The organism is Duganella sp. Dugasp78 (assembly GCF_059491455.1).
In genome coordinates this window covers 3,554,757-3,578,520 of sequence record NZ_CP168506.1, presented here as the reverse complement: position 1 = coordinate 3,578,520, position 23,764 = coordinate 3,554,757, and the positions used below count along the sequence as shown (strand labels likewise).

The window sequence follows — 23,764 nt, the reverse complement described above, 5'->3', positions numbered from 1 at the left end:
AGACTCAGGCCAGCGCCTCCTCGATCAGCGCCACGAACTCCTCGACGCTGATCGGCTTGCTGATATAGCCGTCGCAGCCGGCCGCGCGGATGCGGTCGGCATCCCCCGCCATCGCGAAGCTGGTGAAGGCCAGCACCTTGATGGCGCCGGTGCGCGCGTCGGCCTTGAGCGTGCCGGTCGCCTCCAGCCCGTCCATGCCCGGCAGTTGCACATCCATCAGGATCAGGTCCGGCAGCCGCTCGCGCGCCAGCCGCAGCGCGCTTTCGGCCTCGTTCGCCTGCAGCACCTGGTGGCCCGCGTGCTCCAGCAGGAAGGTCGCCAGCAGCATGTTGGACGGGTTGTCTTCGACGATCAGGATAGTTGCCATCGCGCCCAGCGGCCAGCCGCTGCCTCTCTCATAGACCGGCGCCGCCGCACGGCAGCCACAGGATGAACTCCGAACCGGCACCCGGCGCGCTGTGCACCGCCAGCGCGCCGCCGTGCAGCTCCACCAGCTGCTTGACCAGCACCAGCCCCAGGCCCGTGCCCTCGTACAGGCGCGACAGCTTGCTGTCGAGCTGGACGAACTGGCGGAACAGCCGCGGCAGGTCGTCGGCGGCGATGCCGATGCCGCTGTCGGTCACGCTGATCTCCAGATATCCGTCCGGGTCCGCCCTGAGCGCGGCGCCGCCGCCGATCAGCGCCATGCCGGCCAGCCGCGCCGGCGCCACCCGGCTGGCGCGCAGCGTCACGCTGCCGCCGTCGGGGGTGAACTTGACCGCGTTCGAGAGCAGGTTCAGCACCACCTGGGTCAGCTTGCGGCGGTCGGCCGGCACCGGCGCGGCCAGCGTCGTCTCCAGCTGCAGCACGATGCGCTGGCGCAGCGCGCGCTCGCGCACCACCACCAGGCACTCGCCCAGCAGCGCCGCGATGTCCACCGGCGCCAGCTCCAGCGTCATCATGCCGGCCTCGATCTTCGACATGTCCAGCACGTCGTTGATCACCGCCAGCAGGTGTTTGCCGCTGAGCAGGATGTTGCCGGCGAATTCTTCCTGCTGCGCCGTCAGCTTGCCGGCCATGCCGCTGCGCAGCACCTCGGAAAAGCCGTTGATGGCGTTGAGCGGCGTGCGCAGCTCGTGCGACATATTCGCCAGGAAGGCCGACTTCATGCGGTTGGCCTCGCCCAGCTCGACGTTCTGGCGCGCGATCTCGCGGTTGGACGCCTCCAGCTCGGCGTTCTTGCGCTCGACTTCCCGGTTCGAGTGTTCCAGCTGGGCGGTGTGGCGGCGCAGCTGCAGGTTCAGGTCGTTGACCTGCTGCTCGCGCGACTGCAACTCGCCGTTCACCTGCACCGCCTGCTCGTAGGTCGCCACCAGCAGGTCGAGGATTTGCTGGCGCTCCGAATGGATGGTGTGCTCGCGCCCGTTCAGGTAGAGCACGATGCCCTGGTCCGGGTCGGTCTGCCGGCGCAGCCGGCGGTTGGTCAGCACCTGCTCCAGCCGCGCCAGCAGGTAGGCCGGGGCGTAGGGCTTGCGGATGAAATTGTCGGCGCCGCATTCGAGGCCGCGCACGATGTCTTCCGGGTCGAACAGCGAGGTGATCAGCACCACCGGGATGGCGCGCCAGTCGGGATTGGCCTTGACCGCCCGGCACAGCTGGTAGCCGTTCATTTCCGGCATCACAATGTCCGACAGCACCAGCGCCGGCGCGCGCTCGGCGATCGCCGCCAGCGCCAGCCGGCCGTTGGCGGCCGCGCGCACCGCGTAGCCCTGCCGCTCCAGCAGGTGGCGCAGGTGCTCGGCCTGGGTGCGGCTGTCCTCGACGATCAGGATCTCGGCGCCGGCTGGCGCCACATCGGTGTTCATGGCGCCCCCGGCGTCAAGCTGTTCAACAATCCGGCGATCGCTGCCGGCGCCAGCACGTGGCGCGCGGCGCCCAGCCGCACCGCCTCGCCCGGCATGCCGTTGACGATCGCGCTGTCCCGGTCCTGCGCGATGGTCAGCGCGCCGGCCTCCTGCATGGTCTTGAGTTCCTGCGCGCCGTCGCGCCCCATACCGGTCAATAGTACACCGGCCGCGCCCGCTCCGAACGCCGCCGCCGAACGAAACAGGTTGGCCACCGCCGGCCGCGCGCCGTGCTCCGGCGGCGCGTCCGACAGGGCGATGCGCGCCACGCCGCCCTCCGCCCGCACCGTCAGGTGGGCATCGTCGGGCGCCAGGTAGACGTTGCCGGCCAGCGCCAGCTCGCCATGGCGGGCGACCTGCACCGCGCCGCCGCAGCCGCGCCCCAGCCATTCGACCAGGCCGGCCACGAAGCCCGGCGAGATATGCTGCACCACCAGGATGGGCGCGGCAAACGGCCGCTTCAGGTGCGCCAGCACGGTGTGCAGCGCCAGCGGGCCGCCGGTCGAGGCGCCGATCGCCACCAGCCGCAGCGGGGTGCCGGCCGGCTGCGGAGGCGGCGGCACCAGCGCGGCGGCGCCCCAGCGTTCGCTGCGCGGCCAGCGCCGCACCACGCTGACCTCGGCCATCAGCTTGATGGTGCGCAGCAGCTCCTCGGTGATCTGCGCGTGCTCCGGGTGGCCGGGCCCGGACGGCTTGGCCAGCACCGCCAGCGCGCCCGCCTCCAGCACCCGGAAGCTGTCCGCCACGTCGTGCGCGACCGGACTGGCGGTGACCATCACGATGCGGGTCGGGCTGCTCTCCATGATCATCCGGGTGGCGGCGTAGCCGTCCAGCCGCGGCAGGTGGATGTCCATCGTGATGACGTCCGGCCGCAGCCGCGCGGCCGCCTCCACCGCCTGCTCGCCGTCGGCCACCATGCCGATCACCGTCAGCGCCGGATCGGAATTGATCAGGTAGGCCAGCAGCTCGCGCGCCACCGGCGAATCGTCCACCACCAGCACCCGGATCGCGGCGGTGCGCGGGGCGTTCATCGCAGCAGCCTGCGCACGGTGGCCAGCAGATTGTTCTGCTCCAGCCCCTGCTTGGCGATATAGGCGCTGGCGCCGACGTCGACGCCGCGCTCGCGGTGCTCGCGCGAGGCCAGCGACGTCACCAGCACCACCGGCAGCTCGGCCAGCCGGCGGTCGGCGCGGATGCTGGCGGTCAGGTCGAAGCCATCCATGCGCGGCATCTCGACATCCGACACCACCAGGTCGTAGCTGCCGCCGCGCAGCGCGCTCAGCGCGTCGACGCCGTCGACCGCCACCGTCACGCGGTAGCCGCCCACCTCCAGCATGTTCTTGAGCAGCGCGCGCGAGGTGATCGAATCCTCCACCACCAGCAGCGACGGCCGCGCGGCCTGCGCCGCCGGCGCCGGCAGGGGCGCGCCGCCCACGCCCGCGCCCAGCGCAGACTTCAGCAGGTCGGCCACGTGCAGGATGGGCACCACCTGGCCCGCCCCCAGCACGGTGGCGCCGGCGATGTTGGGCACCCGCCGCAGCTGCGGCCCCAGGCCCTTGACCAGCACCTCCTGCTCGCCCAGCACCGCATCCACCAGGCAGGCCATGCGGCGGCTGCCGCTGGTCAGCAGCGCCAGCGTCAGATAGCCCGACGGCGCCGACGGCGCTGTCAGCCCCAGCACGCGCCACAGCTGCACCAGCGCCAGCACCTCGCCCTCCAGCACCACGGTGGGGTGGCCCTCGACGCTCTGCACCGATTCCGGCAGCACGCGCGCGACCCGCTCGACATGGCGCGACGGCAGCACGAACTGGCGGCCGGCCGTGGTCACCAGCAGGCCGCGGAAGGTCGCCAGCGTGGCCGGCAGCACGATGCGAAAGCGCGTGCCGCCGCCCGGCGCCGCCTCGGCCGCCACGCTGCCGCCCAGCTTCTCGGCCTTCTCGCGCACGATCGCCAGCCCCAGGCCGCGCCCGGACAGGTCGGTCAGCATGGCGCTGGTGGAGACGCCCGATTCGAACACCAGCGCCAGCATCTGCGCCGTGCTCAGCGCCGCGGCGGTCTCGGGCGCCAGCAGGCCGTCGCGCACGGCGCGCTCGCGCACCTGGCGCGGGTCGATGCCGCGGCCGTCGTCGCTGACCAGCAGCTCGACCTTGTCGCCGTCGCGCGGCAGCACTTCGATCGCCAGCCGCGCGCGTTCCGGCTTGCCCGCCTGGCGGCGCTCGGCCGGCGTCTCGATGCCGTGGTCGATCGCGTTGCGCAGCAGGTGCACCAGCGGATCGCGCATCTGCTCGAGGATGCGGCGGTCGATCTCGATCGCCGCGCCGTCGATGCGCAGCTCGACTTGCTTGCCGCTGTCGTGGGCCAGGTCGCGCACCAGGCGCGGCGCCATTTCCAGCAGCGTGGAGAACGGCAGCATCAGGGTGCGCTTCATGTCTTCCAGCAAATTGTCGACCATGCTGGCCAGCGCGCGCCGCTCCTGCCAGGCGCTGCGCTCGATCTGCACGAAACGCTCGCTCGCGGTCTTGGCCAGCAGCGCGTCGCGCTCGACCGCCTCCAGCAGGCGCTGCAGCGACTGCCCCTGGCGGTGTGCGCCGGCCGCGCCCTGGCGGCGCTCCTGCGCGCGGCCGATGGCGCGCGCCTCGGCGACGGTGCGGCTCCAGTGCTTGCGCCAGCCGTCCAGCTCAGCGTGCAGCGCGCGCAGGTCGTCGGCCTGGTGCTCGGCGCTGAACTTGAAGGCCAGCAGCTCCTCGGCCTGCAGCAGCAGCGCGGTCAGCTTGGCGGTGGAGATGCGCACCGTCTGCTCCGGCTCCGGCATGGCGGCGGTGGCGGGCGGCGCGAGCACCGATGGCGCTGCGGTGGCCGCCGGCATCGGCAGCGACGACGACACCGGCGGCATCGACGGCGCGCCACCGGCGGCCGATGGCGGCGTGGACATGCCGTACTGCGCCTCCAGCAGCGCCTGCAGCAACCCGCCCAGCTCATAATGGCCGCCGTCGAGCAGCCCGCGCAGCACGTCGATGGTGCGGTACAGCAGCTCGAACAGCGGCGCCGGCGGCGCGCAGCGGGCGCGCTTGAGCAGCGCCAGCACGCTCTCCAGCGCCTGGCACACGGCCTCGATGTCGGCCAGGTTGACCGCGCGCGCCGCGCCCTTGAGGCTGTGCACCTCGCGGAACAGCGTCTCCACCAGGCCGGCCGCGCGATCGGGCTCGCCGGGCCGCTCCAGCTCCAGCACCAGCGTCGACATGGCGCCGACATGCTCGTCCGCCTCCAGCCGGAAGGTCTCGAGCAGGCGCTGCAGGAATTGTTCGTCGTCCGTGGCCATGCGCCCCTCTTCGCTTTACACCCGATACCGCCCGACCATCGCCTTGAGCTTCTGGCCCAGCGCATGCAGGTCGTGCGCGGCCGCCTCGGCCTGGCGCGTGCTGGCCATGTTCTGGGTGGTCGAGGTCTTGATGTTCTCCATCGCCAGCGCCAGCTGGTCCATGCCGGCCAGCTGCTGGTGCGCCGACACCGCGATCTGGCTGGCCGCCAGCGCGCTGTCGCCGATGCTCTCGGTGAGCTGGCGGATCGCCTCGCCGGCGTCGCGCGACTGCCGCACGCCCAGCTCGACCGCCTTGGCGCCCTGCTCGGTGGCCAGCACCGCGCTGCCGGTGGCCTTCTGGATGTCGCCCAGGATGGTGCGCACCTGGGCCGTGGCCTGCTTGGACTGCGCCGCCAGGCTCTTGACCTCCTGCGCCACCACCGCGAAACCCTTGCCGTGCTCGCCGGCCTTGGCGGCCTCGATCGAGGCGTTCACCGCCAGCAGGTTGGACTGCTCGGACAGGTCGTTGACGCTGGCGATCAGCTCGCCGATCGCCTGGCTCTGCTCGGACAGCCGCATGATGCTCTCGGCGATCAGCTCCATCTGCTCGCGGATCTGCTGCATGCCGTCGATCGACTCCTCCACCGAGCGCTTGCCGGTCTGCGACACCTGGGCCGCCTTCTGCGCCGCCTCGGCCACGTTCTTGGCCTTCTGGCTGGCCATCAGCGCGGTCTGCTTGACCTCGTCGAGCGTGGCCGAGGTCTCGCTCATCACCGCCGCCGCCTCGCTGGCGCCGGCCGCCACCTGGGTGGTGCCGGCCAGGATCGCGCTCGACGACGCCGCCAGCACGTCGACGCCCTCGCCGATCTCGCGGTTCATCTCGCGCAGGTTGAGCACCATCGCGGCGAAGGCCTTGCCCAGCACGTCGTTCCCGGACTGCGGCGCCAGCACCCCGGTCAGGTCGCCGGTGGCGATGCGCTCGGCCGCGGCGGCCTTCTCGCGCAGGTTGTCGACCATCGCCGCGAAGGCCAGGCCCAGCGCGTCCTGCGCCGAGCGCGGCACCACCTGCAGCAGCAGGTCGCCCGAGGCGATGCGGGTGGCGACCTCCACCTTCTCCTGCAGCGACAGCGCCATCTCGCGGAACTTGTCCTGCAGCAGGCCGATCTCGTCGGCGCGCGCGCGCCCGGCCGGCCGCACCACGATCTCGCCGGCCGCCACCAGCCGCGCCGCCTCGGCGATGTCGCGGATCGGCTGCACGATCACCTTGTGCAGCCGCAGCGCGCTGGGCAGCGAGATCAGCAGCGAACCGACCATCACCAGCAGGATGATGCCGCCGTAGCGCACCAGCCGCGTGGCCATCGGCTCGGTGCTCATGCGCAGGTAGACGCTGCCGACCTGGCGCTGCTTCTCGCGGATCGGCCAGGACCCCACCAGCTCGTCGCCGACGAAGCGCCGGCCCTGCGCCTCGGCGCGCGCCGGCAGCGGCAGCGCCTGGCGGTCCGGGCGGGCGTAGCTGGCGAACGGCGCGCCGTCGGCCGCGTACAGCGCGGCGGCGGCGATCTCCGGGTTGGCCTGCAGCGCGTTGAGGTATTCCTGCGCCGCCTTGGGGTCGCTGAACACCAGCGACGGCGCCACGCTGGCGGCCAGGATCTCGGCCTGCACCGCGATCTCCTGCTGCTTCTGGGCGCGGTAGGTGTAGACGTCATAGCTGACGATCACCAGGCCGGCCATCAGCAGGGCGATGGCGCTGGCCAGCACGGTGATGAGCATCAGCTTGCGCCGGATCGGACTGTCGATAAACCAGTGCATTCAACGGCCCTCCTTGCCCGCGCGCGGCTTCACGCTGAGCGCCATGTTCAACAGCTTGGAGCTGATCACCAGGCCGTTGCGCGCGGCCGCCTCGTCGTCCACGCTGAAGCGCACCCGGTTGTCCTTGAGCGCGAAGCTGATCACGCCGCCGCCGCGCGCCTCGCTGACGGTCAGCACCCCGCGCAGCGGCTCGTGCGGCGCCTCGATGCCGCCCAGGTAGGCCACGTGGCAGCCGGCCTCGCGCGTGAGGCTCTTGAGGCGCCGCAGCTGCAGCGGGTGGCTGTCGACATGCTCGCCGTTGATGGCGCCGTCGAGCGCGGCGCCGAACGGGTCGTCGCCCACCACGCACAGCACCAGCGGGCTGGCCGGTGCCGCAAAGGTGCCGGCCGGCCACTCGACGTACAGGCCGAACTTGTACAGGTAGGCGCCCTTGACCGCGTATTCCACCGACTCGGCCTCGGCCGCGCAGGCGGCCGGCGGGGCCAGCGCCAACGCCAGCGCCAGCAGCAGAGGCAGCAACAACGCCGAACGCGCCAGCGCGCGCGGCAGGCGGGTCAGAATTTCCATAGCAGTTGCAGGTCGAGTGTGCGTTCAAACACGGCACGCGGCGAGGTGCCGGCAGCGCTGCCGAACTCGGCGTGGCCCCGGTTCAGCAGGTTGACCGCGCTCAGCGCCAATTCCAGCCGCGCGGACGGATGCCAGCCCAGGCGGACGTCAAGCGAGGTGTAGGCCGGCACCGAGGGATAGGGCAAGGCCGCCACCCGGTCCAGCGACAGGTCCAGTTCCACGCCGCGCGGCAGGTCGTGGCTGGAGCGCAGCGTGTAGCGGTGCGCCGGGTCGTTGCCCAGCAGCGTGCCCGGCCCGCCTGCCGGCGGCGGCCCGCTGGCGCCCGCCTGCAGGCTGACGCGCTCGCGCAGCAGGGTGTGGCTGGCGCTCAGGCGCCAGTCGCGGTTGACCTGGAAGTTGCCCCAGATTTCCAGGCCGGCGGCGTTGCCCTCGGCCTGGTTGCCGACCTCCAGCGTGCCCTTGGCCGCGCCCGCCTCGATGGCGCGCAGATCGTCGTACTTGTTGTAGTAGGCGTTGACCGAATACGAGAGCCGGCTGGTGGGCTGGGAGCGGTAGCCCAGCTCCAGCGCGGTCAGCCGCTCGGAGCGGAAGTTCGGCCCGCCGCGCAGGGCCGCGCCCGGGATGCCGAACAGATAGGCCTCGCGGTCCACCCGCGACGGCGTGCGCAGCGCCCGCGACAGCGCGGTCCACAGCAGCGAATGGGCGTCCGGCTTCCACGCCAGCCGCAGATTGGGCTGGAATTCCAGGCCGGTGTAGGTATTGCGCTCGGCCTTGGCGCCCAGCGTCAGCTTCCACCGCTCGTCGAGCGCGATGGTGTCCTGCACGAACAGATTGGCCAGGTGGGTCGTCACCTGCTCGGGCAGGAACTTCAGGAACGCGCCGTTGGTGGCGGTGCTGCGCCACAGCCGCAAGCCGCCGCCCCACACCAGCTCCTGGCGCGCGCCCAGCGGCAGCCGGTGCTGGGCCTCGAGGTCGTAGGTGTCGTTCGCTTCGCCCAGCATGATCGCGCCCGGTATCAGGTTGTTGACGCGGTCGTAGTAGCCCTGCACCTGCAGCGCCGCGCCGTCGGCCAGCGCGCGCTCCCAGCGCGCCAGCAGGTTGCCGCCGGAGCGGTGCCGCTCGCTGCCGCCATATTGGTCCAGCTGGCGGTCGTACAGGTCGCCCTGCAAGGTGGCGCCGTTGTCGGCCCCGCCCCAGTCGGCGCGGAAGCCGAGCTGGCGGCCGGACCAGCCGTCGCCGGCCGCGGCGCCGGCCACGGTCTGGTTGGCGTCGCGCCGGAAGCCCTTGGCGTACAGCCGCATGCTGGCGTCCTCGCCCAGCCGCCAGCCCTGGCGCACGGCGACGCCGCGCTCCTGGTTGCCGCCGCCCAGCGACACCAGCGTGCCCTGGCTATCCTTGCTGCTGCGGGTGATCACGTTGATCACGCCGTTGACCGCGTTCGAGCCCCACAGCGTGCCGCCGGGACCGCTGATCACCTCGATGCGCTCGATGTCCTCCATCATCACGTCCTGGGCTTCCCAGAACACGCCGGCGTTGAGCGGGTTGTAGACCACCCGGCCGTCGATCAGCACCAGCAGCTTGTTACCGTTGCCGTTGCTGCCGCCGCGCGCGGTGACCGCATACGTGGTGCCATTGCTGCGCGCCACCTCCAGGTTGGGCGCCAGCCGCAGCGCCTCGGCCAGGCTGGTGGCGCCGCTGCGCCGCACGTCCTCGCCGGTGATGATGTAGACGGCGGCGGCGGCGTCGCCCAGCGACTCGGCCTTCTTCGACACCGAGGTGATCGGGATTTCAGCCAGCTCCTCGATGCTCATGCGCGAGAGCTGGCTGGGCAGCTGCTGGGCCGCCGCGCCGGCGGCCCAGCACAGCAGGCCCGCGCCCAGCCACAGCGGGGGCAAGCGGCACTGCGGTATCGATAAAAGCTCCATCGGCATCTCCTTGGTCAGACTACTTGCTGCTCCACCACCATCGCCGGATCGGACAGCAGGCGTCCACCGTCCAGCACGATCAGGCGGGCGGCGGTCACGCCCTTCAGGTAATCGGCGCGGATGCCGCCCAGGGTGGGCGGCGGCGGCTGCAATGCGGCCAGCAGCAGCTGGTTCACGCCGAGGATCTGGTCGGCCAGCAGGCCGAAGCGCATGGCGCCGCCGCGCAGCACGATGATCTTGTTCAGGTCCGTCAAGCCCTGCTCCGGCAGGCCGAAAAAACGCTTCAGGTCGACCAGCGACAAGATCCGCCCGCGCACGTTGACGATGCCCAGCACGAAGGCCGGCGTGCACGGCAGCGGCGTCAGGTCGCGCAGCACGTGCACCTCGTGCACGTGGCGCATTTCCAGCGCATAGCGCTCCTGGGCCAGCATGAATTCCAGCACCTCGGTCTCGGCGTCGGGCGCCGGCGCGGCCGGTGGCACCTGCGCCAGCTGCCGCGCGCGCGCTTCGAGCAGCGCGCGCTGGTGTTCCGGCGGCGCCGCGTTCTGCTGGCGCGCCATGGCGGCGGCCGCCGCCAGCCGCGCGCGCACCCGCTCCCAGTCCATGCCCTGGCGCCGGCCCGGCATCAGCAGGCCCCGCCGCCGACGCGCATCAGCTCGGCCAGTTCGCCGGCGCGCACCCCGCCCGAGTGCGCCAGCACCTGGTCCGGCGCCTGCCCGCGCAGCAGTTCCAGCGCGTTGGCGAAATGGCGCTGCGCCGCGCGCGCCGCGCCGTTGCGCCGGCACAGGCTGCCCAGCGTGAAATGCGCCAGCACGAAGTCCGGGTCGAGATAGAGCGCGTCCCTGAGGGCGCCGATGGCTTCGGCGGTACGGCCTTGTTCTTCCAGGATCAGCGCCCGCAGGTAGCGCAGCGCCGGGTCGCATTTGTCGGTGGCGATCGCGGCGGCACAGCACAGGCTGGCGTCGTCCAGCAGGCCGCGGTCGGCGCACAGGCGGGCCCGCAACGCCAGCGCGGGGGCCGGCGCGGCGACGCTGGGCGCGATCACGATGGGCGCCGGCGCGGCCGGCGTTGGTTCGGGCCGGAGCTCGGCCGGCCGCCGGCGGTACAGCACGGCGGCGGGAAAGCGCACCGGCTCGAACGGCGCCAGCAGGGCGTGGCCGGCCTCGGCCATGCCGACCGCCAGCCAGCCGTCCGCCGCCAGCGCGCCCCCCAGCCGCTGCAAGGCGCGCGCGGCGCTGGCCGGCTCAAAATACATCAGCACGTTGCGGCACAGGATCAGGTCCATGGGCGGCGCCCCCCTTTCCGGGCCGGGAAACAGGTCGGCCGCCAGGTTCAGGTAGTCGTAGCGCACGCCGCGCCTCAGCGCCGGCGCGATGGCGCGCAGGCCGTCCTGCGGCGGCCCGAAGTGGCGCTGCTGCAGCCAGGCCGGCACCGCGCGGAACGACCAGTCGCGGTAGCAGCCCTGCTCGGCCTTGCGCAGGAAGCCGGGGTTGACGTCGGTGCCGAGCAGGCTGACGCGCCAGTCGGCCAGGTCGGGAATCAGGCGCTGCAGCAGGATCGCCACCGAATACAGTTCCTCGCCGGTGCAGCAGCCGGCGCTCCAGATGCGCAGCGTGCGGCCGGCGGCGCGGCGCGCGGCGATCAGCGGCGGCAGCACCTCGTGCTCGAGCGCGTCGAACACGGCCGGTTCGCGGAAAAAATAGGTCTCGCCGACGGTCAGCTGCTGGGCCAGTTGTTCGATCTGCTCGCGGGTGGGCGGCGCCGCCATCAGGCGCCGCATGCAGGCGGCGGGCCCGGCGCGGTCCAGCGCCTGCGCGGCGCGCACCAGCTCGGGCCATTGTCCGCGCGGGAAATGCAGGCCCAGGTGCTGCGTGATGCAGCCGCTGAACGCCGTCAGCAAGGCATCGGACGGCAGGGCTTCGGTATCGCGGTCAACCAGCATCGGATAGCGCCTTCTCGAGAGCCAACTCCTCGTCCAGTGACAGGAAGCGATCCAGGTCGTGGATCAGGATCATGCCGTCGTCCAGCTTCATGACGCCGCTCAGGCACCCGGCGTCGGGAACAATCGAGCCGACCGCCACCAGGGCCTCGTCGGCGCACTCGGCGACACCGTCGACGGCATCGGCGATCAGCGCCAGGCGCCGGCGCGCGCTGCTCGCCAACACCATCTGGTCGCTCAGCGCGACGGCGCGCTGCGGCAGTTGCAGCCGGCGCCGCAGGTCGATCACGGCCACCACCTGTCCCTGCACGTTGACGACGCCGCACACCGCGCCGGGCGCCGCCGGAAAGGGCGTCACAGCGACCGCACGCACCACCCGCTCCACCGCCGCCAGCGGCAGCGCGTAGCGTTGTCCTTCCAGGGTCCAAATCAGCAGCTGTGGCACGATGGTTTAGCCCGGTCGATCCTGCTCAGGTGAGTGAGGAATGCTTGCGATTAATTGTGATACAGAAATCACAAGAAATCCATCCAATTGTCACGCTATCGGCTTTTTACAACAATGCGGGCGACAGGCATCTGCGCTATCATCGGCGGATCGACTGGGAGGGCGGCGCATGGCGAAAACAGGCACGGTGCGGGTGGGCATAGGCGGCTGGGATTACGCGCCGTGGCGCGAGACTTTCTATCCGCAAGGCGTGCCGCAGAAGAAGGCGCTGGAGTACGCCAGCCGCCAGGTCACCAGCATCGAAATCAACGACACCTTCTACCGCACAGCCAAGCCCGAGCACTTCGCCTCCTGGGCCGCGCAGACGCCGGACGATTTCGTCTTCTCGGTCAAGGCCAGCCGCTTCGCCACCAACCGCAGGGTGCTGGCCGAGGCCGGCGAATCGATAGCACGCTTCATCGGCAGCGGCCTGGACGAACTGGGCGACAAGCTCGGTCCGATCCTGTGGCAGCTGGCCGCCACCAAGCAATTCGACCCCGACGACCTGCAGGCCTTCTTCCAGCTGCTGCCCGCCAAGCTGGGCACGCGCAAGCTGCGCCACGTGCTCGACGCCCGCCACGACAGCTTCCTGTGCGACGCTTATTACCAGCTGGCGCGCAAGCACAAGATCGCCACCGTGATCACCGACTCGCCCAAGTACCCCAACCTGGCCGAGCTCACCGGCGAGTTCGCCTACGCGCGCCTGATGAACGCGCAAAGCGAGGTGGAGACCGGCTACACCAGGCCGGCGCTCAAGCAGTGGGCCGCGCAGGCGCACCAATGGCAGCAAGGCGCCAAGTCCGGCGACGCCTACGTCTACTTCATCAACGGCGCCAAGGAACGCGCGCCGGCCGCCGCCATGCACCTGCTCTCACTGCTGTAAATTGGATGCAAGAGCTTGCTCTTGGTAAAATACATCTTTGGGCGACGCAGTCGTGCGCCCGTTGACGTTTTCGAAAGAGAGACATGAGCTCAACCAACTCATTCGCCGGCAGCTTGTTCATGGTCGTCGCGCCCTCGGGCGCCGGCAAGTCCACGCTGGTCAATGCGCTGCTGGCGCAGGAACCGACCATCAAGCTGTCGATTTCCACCACCACCCGCGCGCCGCGTCCGGGCGAGACCCACGGCAAGGAATACTACTTCACCAACGCCGAGGATTTCGTCCAGCGCGCCGACGCCGGCGAGTTCCTGGAGTGGGCCGAGGTGCACGGCAATTACTACGGCACCTCGCGCATCATGGTCGAGCAGCAGATGAAGACCGGCACCGACATCCTGCTGGAAATCGACTGGCAGGGCGCGCGCCAGGTGAAGAAGCAGTTCCCGCAGGCGGCCGGCATTTTCATCCTGCCGCCGTCGATCGACGCGCTCGAGGAACGCCTGCAGAAACGCGCCACCGACGCGCCCCATGTGATCACGCGCCGGCTGCTGGCGGCGGGCGGCGAAATCGCCCACGCTCCCGAGTTCGAGTATGCTATCATCAACGAAGAATTTGCAGTCGCCCTGTCGGAACTGACGGCGATTGTCAGAGCGGCCCGTTGCCGGTTTGCGCAACAAGCGGCGCGCAATGCCTCGCTCTTTGCCCAACTGGGTATCCACGCTGAATAAATACACAAGATTTTAGGAGTTAAGATGGCCCGCATTACGATTGAAGATTGTTTGAAAAATATCCCTAACCGTTTCCAGCTGACCCTGGCCGCGACCTATCGCGCCCGCCAGCTGCTGCAAGGCCACACCCCCAAGGTCGAAGCCAAGGACAAGCCGACCGTCGTCGCCCTGCGTGAAATCGCCGCTGGCAAGGTCGGCCTGGAAATGTTGAAAAAGGTCCCAATGTAAGTTGGGCCCGGCGTTCCCGAACAATGTGAATGGTGCGGTTAGTCAGTAAGTATGGGATATTCTGGTATTGAATATTTTCATTTCACATTCTCATCGAGACGGAACGCAAACGTATGAATCTGATCCCTGCCGATCCGACACTGAGTGGCAAGCCCGTCCGGGCCAACCAGCCGGCCCCTGCGCCGGCTGCGACCACATCAGGCGCCGACGCAGGGGATAGCACCACCACCCTCGCCTCATCCGCACCAGCTCCCATCCCGCCTGTGATTTCTTCGTCGCCCCTGGCCACGCCCACCCTGACCGCGGGCGTAGCCTCGGTCACGCACCTGACCGAAAAACTGGCCGAGTACATGACCGCCGCCGACCTCAAGAAGGTCAAGGAAGCCTACCGCTTCTCGGACGAGATGCACCTGGGCCAGGTGCGCAAGTCGGGCGAGCCCTATATCTCGCATCCGATCGCCGTGGCCGAGATCTGCGCCGACTGGAAGCTCGACGCCCAGGCCATCATGGCGGCGCTGCTGCACGACGTGATGGAGGATCAGGACGTCAAGAAGGACGAGCTGATCGAGCGCTTCGGCGCGCCGGTGGCCAACCTGGTCGACGGCCTGTCCAAGCTGGAGAAGATCGAGTTCCAGAGCCAGATCGAGGCGCAGGCGGAGAACTTCCGCAAGATGCTGCTGGCCATGGCCTCGGACGTGCGCGTCATCCTGATCAAGCTGGCCGACCGCCTGCACAATATGCGCACCATGGAGGTGATGGCGCCGGCCAAGAAGGCGCGCATCTCCAGCGAGACCATGGAAGTGTATGTGCCGATCGCGCACCGGCTCGGCCTCAACAACATCTACCGCGAGCTGCAGGACCTGTCGTTCTCGCACCTGTACCCGCTGCGCTACCGCACGCTGGCCAAGGCCGTGAAGGCGGCGCGCGGCAACCGCCGCGAGGTGGTCAAGAAGATCCTCGAGTCGGTCAAGAACACGCTGTCCATGGCCAATATCGAGGCCGAGGTCTACGGCCGCGAAAAAACCCTGTACGGCATCTATAAGAAAATGCGCAGCAAGCACCTGTCGTTCTCGCAGGTACTCGACGTGTACGGCTTCCGCGTGGTGGTCGACAGCTTCCCGAACTGCTACGTGGCGCTGGGCACCCTGCACTCGCTGTACAAGCCGATGCCGGGCAAGTTCAAGGACTACATCGCGATCCGCAAGCTCAACGGCTACCAGTCGCTGCACACCACGCTGATCGGCCCGTACGGCACGCCGGTGGAGTTCCAGATCCGCACCCAGGAAATGCACCGCACCGCCGAATCGGGCGTGGCCGCGCACTGGCTGTACAAGAACGGCGACTCGAACCTGTCGGACATGCAGCAGCGCACCCACGCCTGGCTGCAGTCGCTGCTCGACATCCAGCAGCAGACCGGCGACTCGGCCGAATTCCTCGAGCACGTCAAGGTCGACCTGTTCCCCGATTCGGTGTACGTGTTCACGCCCAAGTCCAAGATCATCGCGCTGCCGCGCGGCGCCACGCCGATCGACTTCGCGTATTCGATCCACACCGGCATCGGCGACCACACGGTGTCGGTCAACATCAACAACGAGCCGGCCTCGCTGCGCACCGAGCTGCGCAACGGCGACATCGTCGAGATCGTCACCGACGCCAACTCGCGGCCGAGCCCGACGTGGCTGTCGTTCGTGCGCACCGGCAAGGCGCGCTCGGCGATCCGCCACCACCTGCGCACCATCAACCTGCCGGAATCGATCACGCTGGGCGAGCAGCTGCTGTCGCAGGCCCTGAGCTCGCTGGGCATCAATCCGGAGCTGGAAGAGCACCTGGTCGAGCGCCTGCTCAACGAGTCGAGCGCCAAGTCGCTCGACGAGCTGTATGCCGACATCGGCATCGGCAAGCGCATGGCGGCGCTGGTGGCGCGCCACATCTTCGGCCTGCGCGGCGGCGAATCGGCCAGCGCGCCGGTCGACCACAACAGCGCGGCCGAGCTCGATCCGGTGACCATCTGCGGCAGCGAGGGCGTGTCGGTGCAACTGGCGCCGTGCTGCCTGCCGATCCCGGGCGACTCCATCATCGGCCAGCTGCGGCGCGACCAGGGCTTGCTGGTGCACACCGGCGACTGCGTGCTGGCCAAGCGCCAGAAGCTCAAGGAGCCGGACCGCTGGATCGCGGTCAAGTGGGGCACCGAGCTGAACCGCCGTTTCGACAGCCGCATCAAGCTGCTGATCAACAACGAGAAGGGCATCCTGGCGCGCGTGGCGGCCGAGATCGGCGAGTCCGACGCCAACATCACCTATGTCGGCATGGACGAGGACAAGGAACACGTGCTGCACCAGCTGCGCTTCACCATCCAGGTGAAGGACCGCGTGCACCTGGCGGGCCTGCTGCGCAACGTGCGCCGCGTGGCCGGCGTCAACCGCATCCTGCGCGAGCGCAGCTGACCCCGCACTGCCAGGCGGGGTCGGACCCCATACGGGGTCCGACCCCTAAGTGGTGAATCATGCGTATCGCTTAGGGTTGCGGGGGTGGTCCTCACAACGGTTTGCCACTATTGCTCGACGACCTGATTAGCGCTATCTGCTCCCGCGTCAAGTCCTGTTGGAACAGCCGCATATACGCTTGCCGCCGCTCCGCCGGCGTCAGACCCAGCCGCTGATATATCGAATGCTCACTCAGCAAAACGTCCGGCCGCCCTTCCGCATTCGCTCTGTAACTGGACCAGCGATAATTACCTGGAAACCTCACCATGCCAGCCCTCACCGGGTTGAGCTCGATGTAGCGCTGACATACCAAAAAATACGCTTCCGTCTGCACCACGCAACTCTTGTAGCGCCCGTCCCACAGCGCTCCGCTGCAATGATGAACGTTATTAAAAAACTGCGCGTAGCGTTGTGCAACCCCCTTCATCATCCCTGCAAGCCCACCCGCATCGCTGGCCGACACCAGCAAATGCACGTGATTACTCATGAGGACATAGGCGTGCAGCAGACACCCATGCATCAATGCCTGCTCATGCAACCACCGCCTGTAAGTCTCAAAATCATCATCGATGAAGAAGCACCGCTGTCTGTCATGTCCACGCTGGATAACGTGTAGCGGAACTCCCGGCAAGATCAAGCGCGCGTGACGAGGCATGATTTATCCCCCAAAGTGAGCCAGCATAGCCAAGCCACCCAGGTGCTTGCTGACCGCGCTCAACCAACGCTGCCCGCAAGGCTCTAATCGGCGGCCGGAGCCGGATAACTCACTTCAAGGATCTCCAGCTCCTCCACGCCATGCGGCGCCTGGAAGGTGATGACGTCGCCTTCGCGCGCCTTGGTCAGCGCGCGCGCTACCGGCGCCACCCAGCTGATCTTGCCGTTCAGCGGATCGAGCTCGTCGATGCCGACGATGGTGATGGTGCGCGTTTCATCGAGCTGGTTGCAATACGTGACGGTGGCGCCAAAGAACACCTGGTCGCTGCCGTGGTGCACGCTGGGGTCGACGATGGCGGCCGAGTCCATGCGCTTGGTCAGGAAGCGGATGCGGCGGTCGATCTCGCGCAGCCGCCGCTTGCCGTAGATGTAGTCGCCGTTTTCCGAGCGGTCGCCGTTGGACGCGGCCCAGTGCACGATGCGCACCACCTCCGGCCGGTCGACGTCGATCAGCTGCAACAGCTCGTCCTTGATGCGCTGGTAGCCTTCCGGCCGGATATAGTTCTTCGACCCGGCCGGGATCGCCAGGGCCAGCGCCGCCGCCTCCTCGTCGTCGTCCTGCTCCGACTCTTTCACAAATGCTTTGTTCATGCGGGCTATTGTAACGGCTTCGAGCGGTGCCGTGGCTGTTGTGCACGTTCGGTGTTTTTCCCCGCGCCGGCGATGCTTTCACGTATCATGATAGCGATAGAACAATGCTTCAACGATGAAACTCCTCCACCGCTTCTGCCGCTCGCTGTTTGCCCCGCTGGTCTACCTGGCGGCCCTGCTGTTGCTGCTGGAGGACTGGCTGTGGGACGTCGGCATGCGCGCGCTGCAGCGGCTGTCGTCGTGGCCGCCGCTGCACCGGCTGGAGGCCTGGATCTGCACGCTGAGCCCCTACGCCGCGCTGGCGCTGTTCGTGCTGCCGGCGCTGCTGCTGTTCCCGGTCAAGCTGCTGGCGCTGTGGGCGATGACGCGCGGCCATGCGCTGCTGGGCCTGCTCGTCATCGTGCTGGCCAAGGTCGGCGGCGCGGCCGCGGTGGCGCGCATCTTCCTGCTGACGCGGCCGGTGCTGCTGACCATCGTCTGGTTCGCCCGGCTGCTGCACTGGTTCCTGGCGCTCAAGGAACGCTGGATCGAACGGCTGCGCGCCACCCGCGCCTGGCGCCGCGTCAGCGCGCTGGCCAAGGCCTGGCGCCACTGGCGCCAGCACGCCACGCCGTCGCCGCGCGGCTGGATCGCCCGCTTCCGCCGCCTGCTGCGGCGCTTCCGCGCGCGCTGGCGCCCCCGCTAACCCGCCATACTATTTAGATCATTACCATGAGCGCAGCCCCCCTCCCCCCTCCCGACAGCGCGGCCCTGGCCGACGAGCTGGAACAGGTGCGCGCGCGCTTCGACGCCATCGTCTCCAACACGCCCGGCCTGGTCTACCAGTTCGTGCTGCACGCCGACGGCAGCGTCTCCTTCCCCTACCTGAGCGACGGCTGCCAGGCGCTGCTGGGCCTGACGGCGGCCGAGCTGAGCGAACACCCCGCCCGCTTCCTCGAGCTGATCCTGTCCGACGACCGCAAGTCCTACCTGGACGCCATGCAGGCCTCGGCGGCCGCGCTGTGGAGCTGGAACTGGGAGGGCCGGATCTGGGTCGACGCCTGGAAGGACGTCAAGTGGATCAACCTGCGCTGCACGCCGCACGCACTGGCCGACGGCGCGGTGCGCTGGGACGGCATCATGACCAACATCACCGAAAGCAAGCAGGAGCAGCTGGAGGTGCGCCATTCGCGCGCCCGCCTGGCCGAGCTGAGCGCGCACGCCGAGCGCGTCAAGGAGCAAGAGCGCACCCGCATCGCGCGCGAGATCCACGACGAGCTGGGCGGCAACCTGACGGCGATCAAGATGGCGCTCGCCATGCTGGCCGCGCGCCTGGACGAGGTGGGCGACTACCCGGCGCTGCGCGAAAAGACCGACTACGTCGACGCCCTGGTCGACCGCACCATCGACGCCGTGCACCGCATTTCGCTGGACCTGCGCCCGGCGCTGCTGGACCTGGGCCTAGCGGCGGCGCTGGAATGGCTGGTCAAGGAATTCGAGAAGCAGACCGGCATCGCCTGCAGCTTCGCCGCCAACCAGCGCGAGATCGAGCTCGACAACGAGCAGGCCACCGCCCTGTTCCGCATCGCCCAGGAGGCGCTGACCAATATCGCCAAGCACGCTGGCGCCACCCGGGTCAGCGTCAAGCTGGCGCGGCTGCGCCACCACATCCGCCTGAAGATCGGCGACAACGGCAGCGGCATCCGCCAGGCCGACCGCGCCAAGCCGGCCTCGTTCGGCCTGCGCGGCATGGCCGAACGCGCGCGCGCGCTGGGCGGCACGTTGGCGCTGAGCCACGCGGCCGGCGGCGGCACCGTGGTGTCGATCAAAATTAAGCGCGAAACCGAGCGCGCGGCCCTCATCGCGGCCGCCGCCGGCGCTACAATAGCGGCTGAAAACATTTCTGCTGTGAAATAGAAAAAGATTGAGAGAGTCACATGTCAGAAAAAGCCATCATCAAGGTCTTCATTGCCGACGACCACGCCATCGTGCGGGAAGGCTTGAAACAAATCCTGGCCGAGACGCGCGACATCGTCGTGGCCGGCGAGGCCGAGAACGGCCTGGACGCCATCAAGCTGTTCCGCAAGTCGGACTGCCAGGTCATGCTGCTCGACATCTCGATGCCGGACCGCAGCGGCATCGAGGTGCTCAAGCAGATCAAGAAGGAAAAACCGGAGCTGGCGGTGCTGATGCTGTCCATGCACCGCGAGGACCAGTATGCGATCCGCTCGCTCAAGGCCGGCGCGGCCGGCTACCTGACCAAGCAGAGCGCGCCGCGCGAGCTGGTGACGGCGATCCGCCAGGTGGCCGGCGGCCTCAAGTACATCAGCGCGGCGCTGGCGCAGGAGCTGGCCAACCACGTCGGCGAGGACCACGAGGCGCCGCCGCACGACACCCTGTCCGACCGCGAATACCAGACCCTGACCATGATCGCCTCCGGCAAGACGGTGGGCATGATCGCCAAGGAACTGTCGCTGTCGGTCAAGACCGTCAGCGAGTACCGGGCCCGGCTGCTGGTCAAGATGAAGCTGAAAAACAGCGCGGAACTGACCCATTACGCCATCAAAAACCAGCTGATAGAATAGCCGGTCATCCGCCACGGCCGCGCGCTTGCCGCTCTGCCTACGCTTGATGCCCTAATGAAAGATGCCTTCCGGCCTTTTATTCAAGCTATGCCGACCGGGACTCGCACTTATTATGGTTTAATGAACAAACCTTTAAGAGGCAGTATCTGATGTCCAGCAAATCCTCCCCTCCCGAGCAGAATCCGGCCGACATCGCGCGCGAGGCGTTCAAGCGCCTGGCCGTGCGCCGCATCGCGCCGACCCCGGAAGCCTACCGCGACATCTACAACGAAATCGCCGGCGTTCCCACGCCGCCCGCCGCCCCCATCGGCGCGGTCGACCCCGGCCCGGAATCCGTGCTCAGCCAGTTCGCCACCCGCCTGACCGAAAACACCGGCGACCTGGCCGACTTCGGCCGCCGCTTCAACCGCGCCGTCAAGTCGCGCGACTGGGAGGGCTATGCCAAGGCGCTGTCGCAGCTGGTGGAGAAGCACTTCGTCAGCCGCAAGGGCGGCATCGAGGTGGCCGGCCTGGAGGACGAGCAGAGCCGCACCCTGCGCGACCTGCTGAGCCGCACGCTGACCTTCGCCGTGGCCTCGCTGCTGTCGGGCGCGCCGGTGCTGGTGGCCGAGGCCGAATCGCTGGGCGCGGCCACCAAGCTGGCCCACAGCGAGGAGGCGCTGGCCGAGATCGCCGTGCGCCTGAAGCAGCTGTGCTACCAGATCGAGCTGCGCGGCGGCGACAGCGGCGAGCAGCAGGAGCTGCTGCTGCGCCTGTTCAAGCTGCTGCTGGAGAACGTCAGCGAGCTGCTCGACGACGACAGCTGGCTGCGCGGCCAGATCGAGTCGGTGCAGAACCTGATCACCGGCCCGATCGACGTGCGCGCGCTGGAGGAGGCCACGCGCAGCCTGAAGGAAGTGATCTACAAGCAGGGCCAGCTCAAGCACAGCCTGTCGGACGTCAAGCTCACCGTCAAGAACATGATGATGACCTTTATCGACCGCCTCGGCCAGGTGGCGGCCTCGACCGGCGACTTCCACGAGAAGATCGGCGGCTATTCGGAAAAGATCAGCAAGGCCGACAATATCGCCGAGCTCAACAACATCCTCGACGAGGTGCTCAAGGAGACCCGGCTGGTGCAGAGCGAGGCCCTCAAGGCGCGCGACAAGATGGTGCTGGCGCGCCAGGAGGTGCAGGACGCCGAGAACCGCATCCACGCGCTGGAGGCCAAGCTGCAGCATTTGAGCGAGCTGGTGCGCGAAGACCAGCTGACCGGCAGCCTCAACCGCCGCGGCCTGGACGACGTGTTCGAGCGCGAGACCGCGCGCGCCGACCGCCGCGGCACGCCGCTGTGCATCGCCATCCTCGACCTGGACGACTTCAAAAAGCTCAACGACACCTACGGCCACATCGCCGGCGACGCCGCCCTGAAGCACCTGGTCAAGATCGTCAAGGACACGCTGCGCTCGATGGACGTGATCGCCCGCTTCGGCGGCGAGGAATTCCTGATCCTGATGCCGGAGACCTCGGTCGAGGCGGCCTCGAGCACCATGACCCGGCTGCAGCGCGAGCTGACCAAGCACTTCTTCCTGCACGATAACGAGAAAGTGCTGATCACCTTCTCGGCCGGGGTGGCGCTGCGCCGTCCCAACGAGGATCAGACCGAACTGGTCAAGCGCGCCGACAAGGCCATGTACACCGCCAAGCAGACCGGCAAGAACCGGGTGGTGGTGGCGGAATAAGCGGTTTTATTGTCAGTTTGCTTACAGCCCGGCGCCCGCCGGGCTTTTTTTTGCCCAAAAACAAGGCTGAAATATAATTATTTTTGCCCTAAAGATTCCGCGATCGCTGTCGTTTAAACGGGCATGGATGTTGAACTTTAGGCCCGCCAGAGAAAATTTCCCGCCTTTTTAGCCCTTAATTTTCCCACTGGGCAACCGTTACCGATTACAACAGCGGTTTGATTGTCTCGGAATGTGGAGACAGACCAATGGGAACTGAGCATATCGCCGAATCGAAGTATTAAGTCTGGAGAAACATCATGGCACAAGTCATTAACACTAATATTGCATCGCTGAATTCGCAACGTAACCTGACCACGTCGCAAGCCTCGCTGTCGACTTCCCTGCAACGCCTGTCTTCCGGTCTGCGCATCAACAGCGCAAAAGACGACGCCGCCGGCCTGGCGATTTCCGAGCGCTTCACCTCGCAAATTCGCGGCAATACCCAGGCAGCACGTAACGCCAACGACGGCATCTCGCTGGCGCAAACGGCCGAGGGTGGCTTGAGCACCGCAGGCGATCTGCTGCAGCGTATCCGCGAACTGGCAGTCCAGTCCGCCAACGGCACCAACTCCGATTCCGACCGCAAGTCGATCCAGGGCGAGGTCTCGGCCCTGTCGAACGAGCTGGACCGCGTGGCCAACACCACCCAGTTCAACGGCCAGAACGTGCTGGACGGTTCGCTGACCTCGGCCCAGTTCCAGGTCGGCGCCAACTCCGGCCAGACCATCAATATCGGCGTCGGCTCGGCCAAGGCCACCGACCTGGGCAACAACACCGCCACCTCGGCCTACGGCGGCACCCGCGTGTCCGAAGCGGTCGCCGGCAACAAGAACAACATCGCCGCCGACGAAACCCTGACCCTGAGCTCGGGCGCCGGCGTGACCACCAACGTCGCGGTCAAGACCAGCGACAGCGCCAAGACCATCGCCGCGGCCGTCAACAGCCAGTCCGGCACCAGCGGCGTGAAGGCCTCGGCCGTCACCAGCGCCACCCTGTCGGGCTCCGATCCGGCCGCCCCGACCAACGGCCTGAAGGACGGCTCCTACCAGTTCACCCTGCGCGGCACCAACTCGGTGGCCAACGACAAGGAATCGAGCGCGGTCACCATCGCGGCCCAGGTCAAGGGCGGCGACGTGTCCTCGCTGGCACAGGCCATCAACGCCCAGAGCGGCACGACCGGCATCAGCGCCACCATCAAGACCAACTCGGCCGGCACCGCCAAGGAAATCGCCCTGAGCGACGCCAACGGCGACGACATCCAGATCCAGAACACCAACACGGCTGCCGATGACGGCCTGGCCAGCGCCTTCCTGCGCGGCGCCGACAAACCAGCGTCGGGCACCACCGCCGCCGTGCTCGCCACCGGCGTGACCTTCGGCGCCGGCGGCACCGCCGACACCGTCGACAACTCGGGCGCCACCCCGGTCATCACGGCCGGCGCCGGCTCCAGCATCACCGTTGGCGGCCACCTGGACTTCACGTCGGACAACGGCTTCTCGATCAGCAGCACCGGCACCGCCATCGTCGCTGCCACCCAGGCCAGCTCGCTGCAATCGGTGTCCAAGCTCGACGTCAGCACCGTGAGCGGTTCCAACGCCGCGCTGAAGACCATCGACTCGGCCCTGAACCAGATCAACAGCAACCGCGCGGCACTGGGTGCGATTCAAAACCGTTTCGCCTCGACCATCTCGAACCTGAATACCGCGACCGAGAACCTGTCGGCCTCGCGTAGCCGGATTCAAGATACCGACTTCGCGTCGGAAACGGCCAACCTGACCCGCGGCCAGATCCTGCAACAAGCTGGTACCGCCATCCTGGCCCAGGCCAACTCGCTGCCGAACGGCGTGTTGTCCCTGCTGCGTGGCTAAAATCCGGGGAGGGGTTGACCGCCAAGGTCGCTCTGACTAGGTT

21 protein-coding genes are annotated in these 23,764 nt (G+C 68.3%); 9 read left to right on the top strand and 12 right to left on the bottom strand.

Features of this window, described 5'->3' with window-relative positions; translation table 11 throughout:
* Nucleotides 1–4 precede the first annotated feature (4 nt).
* Genes ACEN9O_RS15840 through ACEN9O_RS15795 form a run of 10 tightly spaced genes read right to left on the bottom strand, consistent with a single transcriptional unit; the run spans nt 5 to nt 11,866 of the window.
* Nucleotides 5–367, bottom strand: a complete 363-nt coding sequence (locus ACEN9O_RS15840; protein WP_495612838.1) for a response regulator — start codon at nt 365–367, stop codon at nt 5–7.
* Between the two features lie 28 nt (nt 368–395).
* Nucleotides 396–1,844: an ATP-binding response regulator gene (locus ACEN9O_RS15835; protein WP_495612837.1), complete on the bottom strand. Its 1,449-nt coding sequence runs from the start codon at nt 1,842–1,844 to the stop codon at nt 396–398.
* On the bottom strand, nt 1,841–2,914 hold the full coding sequence (gene cheB / locus ACEN9O_RS15830) for a chemotaxis-specific protein-glutamate methyltransferase CheB (protein ID WP_495612836.1): 1,074 nt from the start codon (nt 2,912–2,914) through the stop codon (nt 1,841–1,843). Before cheB ends, ACEN9O_RS15835 begins: the two co-directional genes overlap by 4 nt.
* The gene (locus tag ACEN9O_RS15825; protein ID WP_495612835.1) at nt 2,911–5,202 is read right to left on the bottom strand and encodes a hybrid sensor histidine kinase/response regulator; all 2,292 of its coding nucleotides are present in this window, start codon (nt 5,200–5,202) and stop codon (nt 2,911–2,913) included. The genes cheB and ACEN9O_RS15825 overlap by 4 nt, the downstream gene beginning before the upstream one ends.
* 15 nt (nt 5,203–5,217) lie before the next feature.
* Nucleotides 5,218–6,990, bottom strand: coding sequence for a sensor histidine kinase, YfiR-like protein-associated (locus tag ACEN9O_RS15820; RefSeq protein ID WP_495612834.1), 1,773 nt, complete (start codon nt 6,988–6,990; stop codon nt 5,218–5,220).
* Nucleotides 6,991–7,557, bottom strand: coding sequence for a YfiR family protein (locus ACEN9O_RS15815; protein ID WP_495612833.1), 567 nt, complete (start codon nt 7,555–7,557; stop codon nt 6,991–6,993).
* Nucleotides 7,545–9,482, bottom strand: a complete 1,938-nt coding sequence (locus ACEN9O_RS15810) for a TOL_0244 family TonB-dependent receptor (RefSeq protein WP_495612832.1) — start codon at nt 9,480–9,482, stop codon at nt 7,545–7,547. The genes ACEN9O_RS15815 and ACEN9O_RS15810 overlap by 13 nt, the downstream gene beginning before the upstream one ends.
* 14 nt (nt 9,483–9,496) lie before the next feature.
* Nucleotides 9,497–10,108: a chemotaxis protein CheW gene (locus ACEN9O_RS15805; protein ID WP_495612831.1), complete on the bottom strand. Its 612-nt coding sequence runs from the start codon at nt 10,106–10,108 to the stop codon at nt 9,497–9,499.
* Nucleotides 10,108–11,424, bottom strand: a complete 1,317-nt coding sequence (locus tag ACEN9O_RS15800; RefSeq protein WP_495612830.1) for a CheR family methyltransferase — start codon at nt 11,422–11,424, stop codon at nt 10,108–10,110. The genes ACEN9O_RS15805 and ACEN9O_RS15800 overlap by 1 nt, the downstream gene beginning before the upstream one ends.
* Nucleotides 11,414–11,866: a chemotaxis protein CheW gene (locus tag ACEN9O_RS15795; protein WP_495612829.1), complete on the bottom strand. Its 453-nt coding sequence runs from the start codon at nt 11,864–11,866 to the stop codon at nt 11,414–11,416. Before ACEN9O_RS15795 ends, ACEN9O_RS15800 begins: the two co-directional genes overlap by 11 nt.
* A gap of 169 nt (nt 11,867–12,035) precedes the next feature.
* Between ACEN9O_RS15795 and ACEN9O_RS15790 the strand changes: the two genes are divergently transcribed.
* From ACEN9O_RS15790 to ACEN9O_RS15775, 4 genes are all read left to right on the top strand, one after another.
* Nucleotides 12,036–12,788 carry a DUF72 domain-containing protein gene (locus ACEN9O_RS15790; RefSeq protein ID WP_495612828.1) on the top strand — a complete coding sequence of 251 codons (753 nt, stop codon included), beginning with the start codon at nt 12,036–12,038 and terminating at the stop codon, nt 12,786–12,788.
* An 83-nt stretch (nt 12,789–12,871) separates the two neighbouring features.
* A complete protein-coding gene (gene gmk, locus ACEN9O_RS15785; protein WP_495612827.1) occupies nt 12,872–13,510 on the top strand; it encodes a guanylate kinase in 639 nt (212 codons plus the stop codon).
* A gap of 24 nt (nt 13,511–13,534) precedes the next feature.
* Nucleotides 13,535–13,738 (top strand): DNA-directed RNA polymerase subunit omega, encoded by a 204-nt coding sequence (rpoZ, locus tag ACEN9O_RS15780; protein ID WP_056443456.1) that lies wholly within the window; start codon nt 13,535–13,537, stop codon nt 13,736–13,738.
* Between the two features lie 113 nt (nt 13,739–13,851).
* Entirely contained in the window at nt 13,852–16,182 is a 2,331-nt protein-coding gene (locus ACEN9O_RS15775; protein ID WP_495612826.1) for a RelA/SpoT family protein, read from the top strand.
* Between the two features lie 91 nt (nt 16,183–16,273).
* Here the strand turns inward: ACEN9O_RS15775 and ACEN9O_RS15770 are convergent, their stop codons facing one another.
* Both ACEN9O_RS15770 and greB read right to left on the bottom strand, forming a co-directional pair.
* A complete protein-coding gene (locus ACEN9O_RS15770) occupies nt 16,274–16,876 on the bottom strand; it encodes a transposase (protein ID WP_495612825.1) in 603 nt (200 codons plus the stop codon).
* 83 nt (nt 16,877–16,959) lie between these two features.
* On the bottom strand, nt 16,960–17,526 hold the full coding sequence (gene greB / locus ACEN9O_RS15765) for a transcription elongation factor GreB (RefSeq protein WP_495612824.1): 567 nt from the start codon (nt 17,524–17,526) through the stop codon (nt 16,960–16,962).
* Nucleotides 17,527–17,641: 115 nt separating this feature from the next.
* Between greB and ACEN9O_RS15760 the strand changes: the two genes are divergently transcribed.
* The 5 genes from ACEN9O_RS15760 to ACEN9O_RS15740 all read left to right on the top strand — a co-directional run bounded on the left by ACEN9O_RS15760 (nt 17,642) and on the right by ACEN9O_RS15740 (nt 23,721).
* Nucleotides 17,642–18,211, top strand: coding sequence for a hypothetical protein (locus ACEN9O_RS15760; protein ID WP_495612823.1), 570 nt, complete (start codon nt 17,642–17,644; stop codon nt 18,209–18,211).
* A 26-nt stretch (nt 18,212–18,237) separates the two neighbouring features.
* On the top strand, nt 18,238–19,422 hold the full coding sequence (locus ACEN9O_RS15755) for a sensor histidine kinase (RefSeq protein WP_495612822.1): 1,185 nt from the start codon (nt 18,238–18,240) through the stop codon (nt 19,420–19,422).
* Nucleotides 19,423–19,442: 20 nt separating this feature from the next.
* Nucleotides 19,443–20,090: a response regulator gene (locus ACEN9O_RS15750; RefSeq protein ID WP_495612821.1), complete on the top strand. Its 648-nt coding sequence runs from the start codon at nt 19,443–19,445 to the stop codon at nt 20,088–20,090.
* A 149-nt stretch (nt 20,091–20,239) separates the two neighbouring features.
* Nucleotides 20,240–21,811: a GGDEF domain-containing protein gene (locus tag ACEN9O_RS15745; protein ID WP_495612820.1), complete on the top strand. Its 1,572-nt coding sequence runs from the start codon at nt 20,240–20,242 to the stop codon at nt 21,809–21,811.
* Between the two features lie 299 nt (nt 21,812–22,110).
* Nucleotides 22,111–23,721 (top strand): flagellin N-terminal helical domain-containing protein, encoded by a 1,611-nt coding sequence (locus tag ACEN9O_RS15740; protein WP_495612819.1) that lies wholly within the window; start codon nt 22,111–22,113, stop codon nt 23,719–23,721.
* The last annotated feature ends 43 nt before the right edge of the window (nt 23,722–23,764 follow it).